The organism is Streptomyces sp. NPDC051913, from assembly GCF_044593635.1.
Lineage (GTDB): Bacteria > Actinomycetota > Actinomycetes > Streptomycetales > Streptomycetaceae > Streptomyces.
Genome location: NZ_JBIUCI010000001.1, coordinates 40,460 through 53,632, shown reverse-complemented (window position 1 = coordinate 53,632; position 13,173 = coordinate 40,460). Strand labels below are relative to the sequence as shown.

The 13,173-nt window shown below is 70.1% G+C and carries 8 protein-coding genes and 1 pseudogene; 3 read left to right on the top strand and 6 right to left on the bottom strand.

The genetic code is table 11. From position 1 onward, the window contains the following. Window positions 1-4: 4 nt before the first annotated feature. The 3 genes from ACIHIX_RS00215 (at window position 5) to ACIHIX_RS00205 (ending at window position 3,103) form a co-directional block, all read left to right on the top strand. Window positions 5-391, top strand: a complete 387-nt coding sequence (locus ACIHIX_RS00215; protein ID WP_329344077.1) for a MerR family transcriptional regulator — start codon at window positions 5-7, stop codon at window positions 389-391. Beyond that, on the top strand, window positions 388-702 hold the full coding sequence (locus ACIHIX_RS00210; RefSeq protein WP_399948122.1) for a thioredoxin family protein: 315 nt from the start codon (window positions 388-390) through the stop codon (window positions 700-702). Before ACIHIX_RS00215 ends, ACIHIX_RS00210 begins: the two co-directional genes overlap by 4 nt. A 154-nt stretch (window positions 703-856) precedes the next feature. Further along, the gene (locus tag ACIHIX_RS00205) at window positions 857-3,103 is read left to right on the top strand and encodes a HelD family protein (protein ID WP_399949974.1); all 2,247 of its coding nucleotides are present in this window, start codon (window positions 857-859) and stop codon (window positions 3,101-3,103) included. Here the strand turns inward: ACIHIX_RS00205 and ACIHIX_RS00200 are convergent. From ACIHIX_RS00200 to ACIHIX_RS00175, 6 genes and pseudogenes are all read right to left on the bottom strand, one after another. Beyond that, on the bottom strand, window positions 3,067-3,918 hold the full coding sequence (locus ACIHIX_RS00200; protein ID WP_399948120.1) for a hypothetical protein: 852 nt from the start codon (window positions 3,916-3,918) through the stop codon (window positions 3,067-3,069). The two genes, ACIHIX_RS00205 and ACIHIX_RS00200, sit on opposite strands and share 37 nt — an antisense overlap. Window positions 3,919-3,982: 64 nt before the next feature. Further along, window positions 3,983-6,316 carry a 1,4-alpha-glucan branching enzyme gene (gene glgB, locus ACIHIX_RS00195; RefSeq protein WP_399949971.1) on the bottom strand — a complete coding sequence of 778 codons (2,334 nt, stop codon included), beginning with the start codon at window positions 6,314-6,316 and terminating at the stop codon, window positions 3,983-3,985. Between the two features lie 117 nt (window positions 6,317-6,433). Continuing rightward, window positions 6,434-7,804 carry a maltokinase gene (locus ACIHIX_RS00190; protein ID WP_399948118.1) on the bottom strand — a complete coding sequence of 457 codons (1,371 nt, stop codon included), beginning with the start codon at window positions 7,802-7,804 and terminating at the stop codon, window positions 6,434-6,436. Between the two features lie 95 nt (window positions 7,805-7,899). Continuing rightward, a complete protein-coding gene (gene treS, locus ACIHIX_RS00185) occupies window positions 7,900-9,600 on the bottom strand; it encodes a maltose alpha-D-glucosyltransferase (protein WP_399948116.1) in 1,701 nt (566 codons plus the stop codon). Then, complete coding sequence (locus ACIHIX_RS00180) at window positions 9,597-11,696, bottom strand: alpha-1,4-glucan--maltose-1-phosphate maltosyltransferase (RefSeq protein ID WP_399948114.1); 2,100 nt, start codon at window positions 11,694-11,696, stop codon at window positions 9,597-9,599. Before ACIHIX_RS00180 ends, treS begins: the two co-directional genes overlap by 4 nt. Window positions 11,697-11,952: 256 nt before the next feature. Then, a pseudogene (locus tag ACIHIX_RS00175) lies at window positions 11,953-13,154 on the bottom strand (S8 family peptidase). Between the last annotated feature and the right edge of the window lie 19 nt (window positions 13,155-13,173).

Here is a 13,173-nt window from a genome sequence, read left to right as displayed (position 1 = left end):
GGACATGCGCATCGGCGAGCTGGCCGCACGGGCCGGGACCACAACCCGGACGCTGCGGTACTACGAGTCACGCGGGCTGCTGCCCGCCCGGCGGGGCGGCAACGGATACCGGACCTACGACGAGAGCGATCTGCGGCTGCTGCGGCAGATCCGGACGCTCCAGGACTTCGGGTTCGACCTGGAGGAGACACGGCCCTTCGTGGAGTGCCTTCAGGCCGGTCACCCCGAGGGGGACACCTGTCCCGCCTCGATCGACGTCTACCGCCGCAAGCTGGCGGAGCTGGACGAGCTGATCGGCGAGCTCCAGGCGGTACGGGCGCAGATCGGCGTGCGGCTGGCCACGGCCGGGGGCGAGCCGCCCCTGTGCGAACTGGGAGGGCAGGAGCTGTGATGGATGTGACGGACGCGGACTTCGCGGACGAGGTGATCGGGGCCGAGCTGCCGGTGCTGGTGGAGTTCACGGCGGACTGGTGCCCGCCGTGCCGGCAGATGGGACCGGTGCTGCGCGCGCTCGCCGCCGAGGAGGCGGACCGGCTCAAAGTGGTGCAGCTGAACGTGGACCACAATCCACTGACCACGAACGCCTACAAGGTTCTCTCGATGCCCACGTTCATGGTCTTCCGCGGCGGTGAGCCGGTGAAGTCCATGGTGGGGGCCCGGCCGAAGCGGCGGCTGCTTGAGGAGATCGCCGACGTGATCTGATTCCGCCACAACGAAAGAATCCCCCCGGCAATTGCGCCGGGGGGATTCTTTTGCTTACACTCAATGGTTCGCGACTTTACGGGAATTGAGTCGCGAAGAAGTTCAGTAGGCACAGTATATCGGCGCGGGAGTGGAATTGTCAAACAGCGATGAAATTCGCGGTGAGCAGGAATTCATCGACACCCTGTACGCGCGCGTGGACGCCCTGCGCGCGGACACCGAGGTCGGAGTCACCGACGCCCTCGGCCAGGGCAACACGCCCATGCAGGCCCGGCTGGAGCGGGACATCCTGGTCGCCGAGCGCTCCGGGCTGCTCGCCGCGCTCAACGCGGTCGACGGCTCGCTGTGCTTCGGCCGGATCGACCTGACGTCCGGGACCAGCCACCACATCGGCCGTATCGGACTGCGCACGGACGACGCCGAACGCACCCCCGTCCTGATCGACTGGCGCGCGGAGGTCGCCCGGCCCTTCTATCTGGCCACCGGCCACACCCCGATGGGGCTCAGGCGCCGACGCCATCTCACCACCGAGGGCCGTACGGTCACCGCCCTGCACGACGAGATCCTCGACCTCGGCGACCAGGAGCGCACCGGGCACGAGGACCCGACCGGCGACGCCGTGCTGCTGGCCGCGCTGGACGCCGCGCGTACCGGCCGGATGCACGACATCGTCCAGACCATCCAGGCCGAGCAGGACGAGATCATCCGCGCCCCGCACCGCGGGGTACTGGTCGTCGAGGGCGGCCCGGGCACCGGCAAGACGGCCGTCGCCCTGCATCGCGCCGCCTATCTGCTCTACGAACATCGGGAGTTGCTCGCCAAGCGCGCCGTGCTGATCGTCGGCCCCAACCCCGCGTTCCTCGGCTACATCGGCGAGGTGCTGCCCTCGCTCGGTGAGACGGGCGTGCTGCTCGCGACGGTCGGGGAGCTGTTCCCCGGGGTGAGGGCGACGGCCGCCGACACCCGGGCCGCGGCGGCGGTGAAGGGGCGCGCCGACATGGCGGACGTCCTCGCCGACGCCGTACGCGACTGGCAGGCGCTGCCCGACCCGGTGATCGCGATCGAGCACGACCGGGAGGTGCTGATGCTCGACGACGGGCTGGTGAAGGTGGCCCGGGAGAAGACCCGGGACGCGCGGCTGCCGCACAACGTGGCGCGTGAGCACTTCGAGGGCCACATCCTCAACACCCTCACCGAGCTGTACGCCGAGCGGGTCGGCACCGACCCGTACGACGGCAGCAGCCTCCTCGACCCGGCCGACGTCACCCAGATCCGTGACGAGCTCGCCGAGAACCCCGAAGTATGGGCCGCCATCGACCAGTTGTGGCCCCGGCTCACCCCGCAGCGGCTGGTCGCGGACTTCCTCGCCGATCCCGTGGGCCATCTCCCCGACGAGGACGCGGCCGCGATCCGCCGTCCGGTGACCCGGAGCTGGACGGTCGCGGACGTGCCGCTGCTCGACGAGGCCGCCGAACTCCTCGGCGTGGACGAGCGGGTGGCGCGGGCCCGCGCCGAGCAGGAGCGGGAGACGCAAGTGGCGTATGCGCAGGGCGTCCTCGACGTGTCGTACGCCTCCCGTACCTATGAGTTCGAGGACATCGACGACGAGGACTCCGAGGTGCTGTCGGCGCACGACATCATCGACGCCGAACGGTTCGCCGAGCGGCAGGAGGAGGACGACCACCGCAGCGCCGCCGAGCGCGCGGCGGCCGACCGGACCTGGGCCTTCGGGCACATCATCGTCGACGAGGCGCAGGAACTGTCGCCGATGGCCTGGCGGTTGCTCATGCGGCGCAGCCCGACCCGCTCGATGACCCTGGTCGGCGACCCGGCCCAGACGGCGGAGGCGGCCGGTGTCGGCTCCTGGTCGGACATCCTGGAGCCGTACGTCGCGGACCGCTGGGAGCACACCCGGCTGGGCGTCAACTACCGCACCCCCGCCGAGATCATGGACCTCGCGGCGGCCGTCGTACGGGCCGAGAACCCGGACTTCGAACCGCCGAGTTCGGTCCGTTCCACGGGTGTACGGCCCTGGGTCCGCGCCACCGACGACCTGCCCGGCGCCGTCGCCAAGGCGGTCGAGGAGCTGACCCCCGCGGAGGGCCGGCTCGCGGTCATCGCCCCGCGCCATCTGCACCGCAGGCTGGCGGCCCGGCTGGACGGGGTCACGGCGGGCGCCGAGCCCGACCTCACCCGGACCGTCGTACTCCTCGAACCGCGCCAGTCGAAGGGCCTGGAGTTCGACTCGGTGCTGGTGGTCGAACCGGGGCTGTACGGGACCAGTGATCTGTATGTGGCGCTCACTCGGGCCACGCAGCGACTGGGCGTGCTGCACACCGGGCGGCTGCCGAAGGCGCTGGCGGTTCAGGAGGACGGGCTCGCCGTGGGTGAGGGGGAGTAGGTCGGGTGCAGCGACGGGGCCAGGGGCTCCAGGGATGCGCACAGGGCGGTCGGGAAGTCCGGCTCCCGGTCCTGAACCGCCTGGCAGCCCCCTTCCGTCGTCCGGAAGAACGGCTTCCAGCCCGACTCCTCGGCCTTGTAGAACCAGCGGTCGCCCAGCCGGGAGGTGCAGGCGCTGTCCGCCGGGTCGCCGCAGACCGGGCCGGTGCGCCAGGAGAGGTCCAGGACCAGCCACTTGCCGTCGCAGTGTTCCGCGTCGCGGTAGGTGTGCGCGGGCGCGTCGACCGCGTACACCGCCTGCTCGTAGGAGCCGGTGGTGCAGCCGGTGGCCGGGGGCGTGCAGCCCAGGTCGCCGCAGAGGCGCAGGGCGGGCGGGGTGGCGCCGTCGGTGGTGAAGACGGTGCCGGGGTAGCCGACCACCAGTTCGTGCCTGCCCAGTGGTGCGGTGAGCTTGACCCGGGCCCTGGCCGTGGTCGTCTTCGTGCAGCCGGAGGCCCGGTCGCCCGCCGGTGAGTCGTAGGTGACCTGGACGTGCACGGTGTTCCGCACGGGCTCGGTGAGGACGGCTTTGAGGTTGCGCACGCACGGCTTCGGGCCGCTGGGCACCGTCGCGGCGAGGGTCACCGTGCGCTGGTCGGAGCTGAGGGTCGCACCGGTGACCCCGATCGGCGCGGACAGGGTCCACGGGAGTGCGGTGGCCGACGGGGTGGGTCCGTCCTGACCGGCCACCTGAGTCCCGCACGCGCCGAGGAGCAGGACGGCGAGTGTGCTGAGCAGGGCGGCCAGGACCGCCCCGCGTCTGTCTCCGGACCGCACGTGCCGCCCCCGATTTCCCCGTGAATGACCCCGACCGGGCGACTCTACCGAGCGGCTCGGCCGGCTACGCGGGCCGTAGCCAGACCGTTGCCAGGGGCGGAAGCGTCAGTTGGACGCTGGCCGGGCGGCCGTGCCACGGGGTGGCCTCCGGTTTCACGGCGTCCGTGTTGGTGACGTCGCTGCCGCCGTACCTGGCGAGGTCGGTGTTGAGGGCCTCGTGCCAGGCGGGGATGTCGTCGGGGACGCCGAGGCGGTAGTCGTGGCGGACGACGGGGGCGAAGTTGGAGACCGCGAGCAGGGGTGTGCCCTCGGCGTCGTAGCGCAGGAAGGCGAAGACGTTGTCGTCGGCCGCGTCCCCGACGACCCACTGGAAACCGTCGGGAGTGGTGTCGCACTGCCACAGCGCCGGGGTGTGCCGGTAGCCGACGTTGAGGTCGCGGACCAGGTCACGGACGCCGCGATGGTCGGGTTCGGCGCCGTACGCCGGGTCGAGGAGCCACCAGTCCGGCCCGTGCGCCTCGGACCACTCGGCGCCCTGGGCGAACTCCTGCCCCATGAAGAGGAGTTGCTTGCCGGGGTGGGCCCACATGAAGCCGAGGTAGGCACGGTGGGTGGCGCGCTGCTGCCACCAGTCGCCCGGCATCTTCGACACCAGGGAACGCTTGCCGTGCACCACCTCGTCGTGGGAGATCGGCAGCACGTAGTTTTCGCTGTACGCGTAGACCATCGAGAACGTCATCTCGTGGTGGTGGTACTTGCGGTGCACCGGCTCGTGCTGGACGTAGCCGAGCGAGTCGTGCATCCAGCCCATGTTCCACTTCAGGCCGAAACCGAGGCCGCCGAAGCCGCCCGGACCGATGTGGTGGGTGGCCCTGGTGACACCGTCCCAGGCCGTGGACTCCTCGGCGATGGTGACCACGCCCGGGGCCCGCCGGTACACGGTCGCGTTCATCTCCTGGAGGAACGCCACCGCGTCCAGGTTCTCCCGGCCGCCGTGCTCGTTGGGCAGCCACTGGCCCGGCTCGCGCGAGTAGTCCAGGTAGAGCATGGACGCCACCGCGTCCACCCGCAGCCCGTCGATATGGAACTCCTCGCACCAGTAAAGGGCGTTGGCGACCAGGAAGTTGCGCACCTCACGGCGACCGAAGTCGAACTCCAGGGTGCCCCAGTCGGGGTGGGCGGCACGGAGCGGGTCCGCGTGCTCGTACAGCGGCCGGCCGTCGAACTCGGCCAACGCCCAGTCGTCGCGCGGGAAGTGGGCCGGGACCCAGTCCATCAGCACACCGATCCCGGCCTGGTGCAGGGCGTCGACGAGGAACCTGAAGTCGTCGGGGGTGCCGAGGCGGGCGGTCGGGGCGTAGAACCCGGTGACCTGGTAGCCCCAGGAACCGCCGAAGGGATGCTCGGCGACCGGCATCAGCTCGACGTGGGTGAAGCCGAGGTCCTTGACGTACGCCGGGAGCTGCTCGGCGAGCTGACGATAGGTCAGACCGGGTCGCCAGGAGGCGAGATGGACCTCGTACACCGACAACGGCGCCTCGTGCGCCGGGACGGCCGCCCGGGACTCCAGCCAGGCCGCGTCCTGCCACACATGGTGCGAGGCGTGCACGATGGACGACGTCTCGGGCGGGACCTGGGTGCGGCGGGCCAGTGGGTCGGCCCGCAGGGTCCGCGAACCGTCCGGACGCGTGATCGCGAACTTGTACAGCTCGCCCTCGCCGATGCCGGGCACGAACAGCTCCCAGACGCCGGAGCCGCCCAGTGAGCGCATCGGATGGCCCGTGCCGTCCCAGAAGTTGAAGGTGCCGGCCAGGCTGACGCCGCGGGCGTTCGGCGCCCACACCGTGAAGCGGGTGCCGGTCACGCCCTGGTGGGTCATGGGCTCGGCGCCCAGTGCCCGCCACAGTTCCTCGTGCCGCCCCTCGCCGATCAGATGCAGGTCCAGTTCGCCGAGGGCGGGCAGGAAGCCGTACGCGTCCTCGATCTCCTGTACCGATCCCTCGTACGTCACCAGCAGCCGGTACGCCGGAGCCTCCCCGAGCGGGAGGAGACCGCTGAAGAACCCGTCCCCGTCGTCGTGCAGCTCGGCGCGCAGGTTGTCGGCGAGGACGGTGACGGAGAGGGCGTACGGCCTGAAGGCGCGGAAGGCCGTGCCGCCGGGTACCGGGTGGGCGCCGAGGACGGAGTGCGGGTCGTGGTGGGTGGCGGAGAGGAGACGGTCGCGGTCGTGCGCGCCGACGGCGGGGGAGACAGGGGCCTCCGGCAGGGGGGCGGGCCTCGGGGCGACGGTCTTCTTCGCTTTCGCGGTGGGTTTCTCAGCCGCTGCCTTCTTGGCTGTCGCCTTCTTGGCAGTGGCTTTGCCGGCCGTCGCCTTCTTGGCCGTGGCTTTCTTGGCCATTGCCTCCTTGGCTGTTGCCTTCTTCGCGGCCGCCTTCTTCGCTGTCGCTTTCTTCTTCGGGTCCGATCCGCTGGGCGTGGGCGGAGTCACGGGGGAGCCTCCTCGGCGAGCGTGAAGTCAGAACAGGTCGGATGTGGCGTACCGCTCGATCGCCGCCAGCGGCACCGGCAGCCAGTCCGGGCGGTGCCTGGCCTCGTAGACGACCTCGTAGATCGCCTTGTCCGTCTCGTACGCGCGCAGCAGGACCGGGTCGGTCCGCGGGTCCGCGCCGCTGACCTCGGCGTATCCGGAGCAGTACGCGGCCCGGCAGGCGTGGGCCCAGCCCGGCGCCGGCGGGTCGGCGGAGAGCGCCGCGTAGTCGAAGGAGCGGAGCATGCCGGCCACGTCCCGGGCGGGCGGTTGCGGCATCCGCCGCTCGGCCAGCGGCTTGGACGGCTCGCCCTCGAAGTCGATCAGCGACCACTGTCCGTCGGGCGAGCGCAGACACTGGCCGAGATGCAGATCGCCGTGGACGCGCTGCGCGGTCCAGGTACGGCCCTCCGCGGCCAGGTCGGCCAGCGCGCTGAACGCCGAGTGCAGCCCCGGGCCGTACGACGTGAGCGCGGGCACCGCCTGGACGGCCGCGTCGAGACGCTCGATCATGCCGTCGACCAGGAGGCGCAGTTGCGCGGCGCCGAGCGTCACCGAGGGCAGGGCGCCGGCGAGCGCGGTGTGCACCTCGGCGGTGGCCCGCCCCAGCGCCCGCGCCTCCGCGCTGAAGTCCTCACCCTTGGCCAGCTCGCGCAGCGCCAGCTCCCAGCCGTCCGCCGCGCCCTTGACGAAAGGTTGCAGCACGCCGAGGACGTACGACTCCCCGTCCAGTTCGGCGCTCATCCACGCCGTCGGTGCCGGTACCCGGGGGCAGCCCTCGCGGGCCAGCGCCAGCGGCAGCTCCAGGTCGGGGTTGACGCCCGGCACGACCCGGCGGAGCAGCTTGAGGATGAACGTATCTCCGTAGACGACCGACGTGTTCGACTGCTCGGCGGTCATCACGCGGGGCACCAGACCCGACCGGATCTCCTGGCCGGGGTCCCGTTCACAACGGAGCCCGCCGATGCGGGTCCGGGAGCGCAGCGCCTCCAGGAGCACCTCGGCGGGCCGGGGGTCGTACAGGGCCTCGTACACCGTACGTCCGGCGAGGGGGCCCTCTTCCACATGGCCGATCAGCGCGGGCGCGAGATGGGGTGGCAGCGCCTCGCGCACGCCTATGAGGAGCTGGTAGCAGTCCCAGGGCGCGGCCGGCTGATGGGCCTGGACGAGCAGGTGGTACAGGCCCAGCTTGCGGTCGGCGGGCAGCAGTTCGGTCGCCGCGACCAGCGTGAAACCAGTGATCGGACGGCCCTTGCCGGCGAACCAGCGCTGCCGCGGCAGCCATTCCCGCAGCAGCGGATCAAGTGACGCAAGCAGGCCCGGATGTGTCGTGGCAGTACGGATGACGGCTTCCGACATGGCGTCGCGTCCTTTCCCCGGGTGGTCGGGGTGTTACTGATGCGTGCCCAGGGCGGGGCGGGAGAAACCGGGAATCCGCCGCCCCGCCGGGTCTCTCAGGCGGCGTCCTTGCGGAGCCGGAACCAGTAGAAACCGTGCCCTGCCAGCGTCAGCAAGTAGGGCAGCTCACCGATGGCCGGGAACCGCACCCCGCCGAACAGCTCCACCGGGTGCCGTCCGTTGAAGGTGCTCAGGTCCAGCTCCGTGGGCTGTGCGAAGCGGGAGAAGTTGTGCACGCACAGGACCAGGTCGTCCTCGTACTCCCGCAGGAAGGCGAGCACCGCCGGGTTCGACGATTGGAGCTCGGTGTAGGAGCCGAGGCCGAACGCCGGGTTCTGCTTGCGGATCTCGATCATGCGGCGGGTCCAGTGCAGCAGCGAGGAGGGCGACGCCATCGACGCCTCGACGTTGGTGACCTGGTAGCCGTGGACCGGATCCATGATGGTCGGCAGATAGAGCCGCCCGGGGTCACAGGAGGAAAAGCCTGCGTTACGGTCCGGGGTCCACTGCATCGGAGTGCGGACGGCGTCGCGGTCGCCGAGCCAGATGTTGTCGCCCATGCCGATCTCGTCGCCGTAGTAGAGGATCGGCGAGCCGGGCAGGGACAGCAGGAGCGCGGTGAAGAGCTCGATCTGGTTGCGGTCGTTGTCGAGGAGCGGGGCGAGCCTTCGCCTGATGCCGATGTTGGCGCGCATACGCGGGTCTTTCGCGTATTCGGCCCACATGTAGTCGCGTTCCTCGTCGGTGACCATCTCCAGCGTCAGCTCGTCGTGGTTGCGCAGGAAGATGCCCCACTGGCAACTGGAGGGGATGGCCGGGGTCTTGGCGAGGATCTCCGAGACCGGGTAGCGGGACTCCCTGCGTACCGCCATGAAGATGCGGGGCATGACGGGGAAGTGGAAGGCCATGTGGCATTCGTCGCCGCCGGACTGGTAGTCGCCGAAGTAGTCGACGACGTCCTCGGGCCACTGGTTCGCCTCCGCCAGCAGCACCGTGTCCGGGTAGTGCGCGTCGATCTCCTTGCGGACCCGCTTGAGGAACTCATGGGTTGCCGGAAGGTTTTCGCAGTTGGTGCCCTCCTGCTGGTACAGGTACGGCACCGCGTCGAGCCGGAAGCCGTCGATGCCCAGGTCCAGCCAGAAACGCAGGGCGGAGACCATCTCCTCCTGGACCGCCGGGTTCTCGTAGTTGAGGTCCGGCTGGTGGGAGAAGAAGCGGTGCCAGTAGTACTGCTTGCGGACCGGGTCGAAGGTCCAGTTGGACGCCTCGGTGTCGACGAAGATGATCCGCGCGTCCTGGAACTGCTTGTCGTCGTCGGCCCAGACGTAGTAGTCGCCGTAGGGGCCGTCGGGGTCCTTCCTCGACTCCTGGAACCACGGATGCTGGTCGCTGGTGTGGTTCATGACGAAGTCGATGATGACGCGCATGCCGCGCTGGTGGGCGGCGTCGACGAACTCGACGAAGTCGGCGAGGTCACCGAACTCGGGCAGGACGGCGGTGTAGTCGGAGACGTCGTAACCACCGTCGCGCAACGGCGACTTGAAGAAGGGCGGCAGCCACAGGCAGTCGACGCCCAGCCATTGCAGGTAATCGAGTTTGGCGGTGAGGCCCTTGAGGTCGCCGACGCCGTCGCCGTTGCTGTCCTGGAAGGAGCGGACGAGCACCTCGTAGAAGACGGCGCGCTTGAACCAGTCGGGGTCCCGGTCCTTGGCCGGGGTGTCCTCGAAGGTGTCCGGGACGGGCTCGTTGACGATCATGTTGTGGGTGACCCTCCGATCTGCGGGGTGGACGGTCGCAGGACGGTCAGGATGTGCGCGGGACGAGTACCCGGTTCGAGACGCACGTAGTTCGCCCTGCCCCAGTGATAGGTCTCGCCGGTGAGCTCGTCGCGCACCGGCACCGACTCGTGCCATTCCAGGCCGAGTTGCGGCATGTCCAACGAGACCGTGGCCTCCTGGGTGTGGTGGGGGTCGAGGTTGGCCACCACCAGAACCGTGTTCGAACCGCTCTGCTTCGAGTAGACGATCACCTCTTCCTTGTCCGCGTGATGGAAGTGGAGATCGCGCAGTTGCCGGAGGGCGGGGCTCGCCCGCCTGATCTTGTTGAGGCGGGTGATCAGGGGGGTGATGTTGTCCTTCTCCGATTCCCAGTCGCGGGGGCGGAGTTGGTATTTCTCGGAGTGGAGGTATTCCTCGCTGCCGTCCCTGAGGGGGGTGTTCTCGCAGAGTTCGTAGCCGCTGTAGATGCCCCAGGTGGGGGAGAGGGTGGCGGCCAGGACGGCGCGGACCTCGAAGGCGGGGCGTCCGCCGTGCTGGAGGTAGGCGTGCAGGATGTCGGGGGTGTTGGCGAAGAAGTTGGGCCGCATGGAGGCGGCGGCCTCGCCGGAGAGTTCGGTGAGGTACTCGGTGAGTTCCTCTTTGGTGTTGCGCCAGGTGAAGTACGTGTAGGACTGCTGGAAGCCGATCTGCCCCAGGGTGTGCATCATGGCGGGCCGGGTGAAGGCCTCGGCGAGGAAGATGACGTCGGGGTCGGTGGTGTTGATGTCCGCGATCACCCTCTGCCAGAAGAGGACCGGTTTGGTGTGCGGGTTGTCGACGCGGAAGATCCGTACGCCGTGGTCCATCCAGTGCCGCAGGATGCGCAGGGTCTCGGCGACCAGGCCGTCGAGGTCGGCGTCGAAGGCGATGGGGTAGATGTCCTGGTACTTCTTGGGCGGGTTCTCGGCGTAGGCGATGGTGCCGTCGGGGCGGTGGTGGAACCACTCGGGGTGTTTGTGGACCCAGGGGTGGTCCGGGGAACACTGCAACGCGAAGTCGAGGGCGATTTCGAGATCGTGCCTGCGGGCTTCGCTCACGAAGTGGTCGAAGTCCTCGAGGGTGCCCAGGTCCGGGTGGACGGCGTCGTGTCCGCCCTCCGGGGACCCGATCGCCCAGGGCACGCCGACGTCCTGGGGGCCGGCCGACAGGGTGTTGTCCGGGCCTTTGCGGAAGGTCGTGCCGATGGGGTGGATCGGGGGGAGGTAGACGACGTCGAAGCCCATGGCGGCGATCGCGGGGAGCCTGCGGGCGGCGGTGCGGAAGGTGCCGTGGGGGCGTTCGGGGGTGCCCTCGGAGCGGGGGAAGAACTCGTACCAGGAGCCGTACAGGGCCCGTTCCCGCTCCACCAGCAGGGGCAGTGGCTCGGAGGCGGTGACGAACTCCCGCAGCGGGTGCGCGGCCAGCACCGCGTCCACCTCCGGCGTCAACGCCGCCGCCAACCGGGCCGTGGCCGGGCGTGATTCGTCCCTGAGGGCGTTCACGGCGGCCCGGAGGATCTTGCGCTGTCCCTTGGGAGCGCCTTCGGCGGCCCGCTCGTACAGGCGCGCGCCCTCCTCCAGGACCAGCTCGGTGTCCATGCCGGCGGGGATCTTGATGCCGGCGTGGTGGCGCCAGGTGCTGATCGGATCGCCCCACGCCTCCACGTGGAAGGTCCAGTGGCCCACGGTCCCGGGGGTGACCTCCGCGCCCCAGCGGTCGGTGCCGGGGGCGAGTTCACGCATCGGCGTCCAGGGGCCGGGGCGGCCCTCGGGATCGGTGAGGACGACGTTGGCGGCGACCGCGTCATGGCCCTCACGGAACACGGTCGCGGTGACCTGGAAGGTCTCGCCGGTGACCGCCTTGGCGGGCCGGCGTCCTTGCTGGACGACCGGGCGGACGTCCAGGACGGGTATCCGTCCGATGCCGGAGGCGCCGGAGGCCCGGCCGATGTCAGGGGTGCCGTCCGTGGAGGGTGGCTCCGGTGGGGACGGTGGCCCGGTGACGGCGGGCCGGGTGCTGGACGTCGGGGGTGCTGACGAGTGGTGCGTGGCGGGCATGACCGCTCCTGTCCGCGTCAACTGGGGGTGGGCGGATGGCTGTGGGGAGGTGGGTCCTGCGTGGTGATCCCGAGTGGTGCCGTGTGGTCCCGTGATGTGGCTGGGGGTGTACCGGAGGAGCCTTCCCACCCTATTCGGGTGGGCAATCCGGCACTTTGTTAACTACTCACGCGTATGTCTACACACAAGACCGGCCCCGTCCGAAACGAACGGGGCCGGTGTTCGCAGAGCGTGCCCGCAGCCTCGCGCACGAGTGCTACGGGCCCGGAACCTGTAGGAGTCTGTCCGGTGAACCCGGCCCGCGTCCGGAGATCTCGCCGGACGCCGCCAGCGTGACCAGCGCCTTCGACACCTGAGCGGGCGTGGCCTTCGGGTGGCCGGCCAGATAGAGCGCGGCGGCGCCCGCGGCGTGCGGGGTCGCCATCGACGTACCCGAGTAGGTCGCCTTGGCGCTGTCGCCCCTGTGGGAAGATGACGTGATCGCGACGCCCGGGGCGAACAGGTCAAGGGCGGAGCCGTAGTTGGAGAAGCTCGCCCGGGTGTCCGTGGAGTCGGTCGCGCCGACCGTGATCGCCTCCTTCACGTCCGCGGGGGAGTAGAGGCCGGCCGGCAGCCCGTCGTTGCCCGCCGCGACCGCGTAGGTGACGCCGGACTTGATCGAGTTGCGTACGGCGGCGTCGAGTTGGGCGTTGTGGTTGCCGCCGAGGCTGAGGTTGGCGACGGCGGGCTTCCTGGCGTGTTCGGTGACCCAGTCGATGCCGGCGATGACCTGGGCCGTCGTACCGGATCCGGCGTTGTCGAGGACGCGGACGGCGACGACCTTGGCCTGCTTGGCGATGCCGTACTTGGTGCCCGGACGGTACCGGCGACATGCGTGCCGTGGCCGTTGCCGTCACCGGCGTACTTGTCGTCGCCGACGAAGTCCCAGCCGTAACCGGCCCGTCCGCCGAAGTCCTTGTGCGAGATGCGGATGCCGGTGTCGATGATGTACACCGTGACGCCGGAGCCCGCGGAATTCGGCCAGGTGTAGCTCTTGTCCAGCGGCAGATCCCGTTGGTCGACGCGGTCGATGCCCCAGGACGGCGGGTTCGGCTGGGTGCGGTCGAGGGTCACCCGGGTGTCCTGGACGACCGAGGCGACCCGGGAGTCCGCCGCGAGGAGCCTCGCCTGTCTCTCGTCGGCCCTGATCGCGTAGCCGTTGAGGACCGTGCCGTAGGTGTGGCTGATTCTCGCCCCGTACTTCTCGGCGATGCTCTGTCCCGCCGATGACGGAGCCTGCGTATCCCCCTTGAGTGTCACCAGGTAACTTCCGCCGACGGAGCCGGGGGCTCCGGCGCCGAGTATCCGCCCCTGGGGTGCGGCGTGCGCGGGCAGGGTGCTGGCCGAAAACGCGGCGGCACAGGTCACCGCGGTCAAGACCCCCGCCCGGCGCAGACGTCGGGTTCGCGTCCGTGCCATGGTGTGAGTTCCCCTCCTC

What these genes read in the sequence shown, in the direction of transcription:
- treS (WP_399948116.1), bottom strand. Translation starts at nt 9,600, where the DNA reads ATGATCGTCAACGAGCCCGTCCCGGACACCTTCGAGGACACCCCGGCC.
- ACIHIX_RS00190 (WP_399948118.1), bottom strand. Translation starts at nt 7,804, where the DNA reads ATGTCGGAAGCCGTCATCCGTACTGCCACGACACATCCGGGCCTGCTT.
- ACIHIX_RS00180 (WP_399948114.1), bottom strand. Translation starts at nt 11,696, where the DNA reads ATGCCCGCCACGCACCACTCGTCAGCACCCCCGACGTCCAGCACCCGG.
- ACIHIX_RS00215 (WP_329344077.1), top strand. Translation starts at nt 5, where the DNA reads ATGCGCATCGGCGAGCTGGCCGCACGGGCCGGGACCACAACCCGGACG.
- glgB (WP_399949971.1), bottom strand. Translation starts at nt 6,316, where the DNA reads ATGGCCAAGAAAGCCACGGCCAAGAAGGCGACGGCCGGCAAAGCCACT.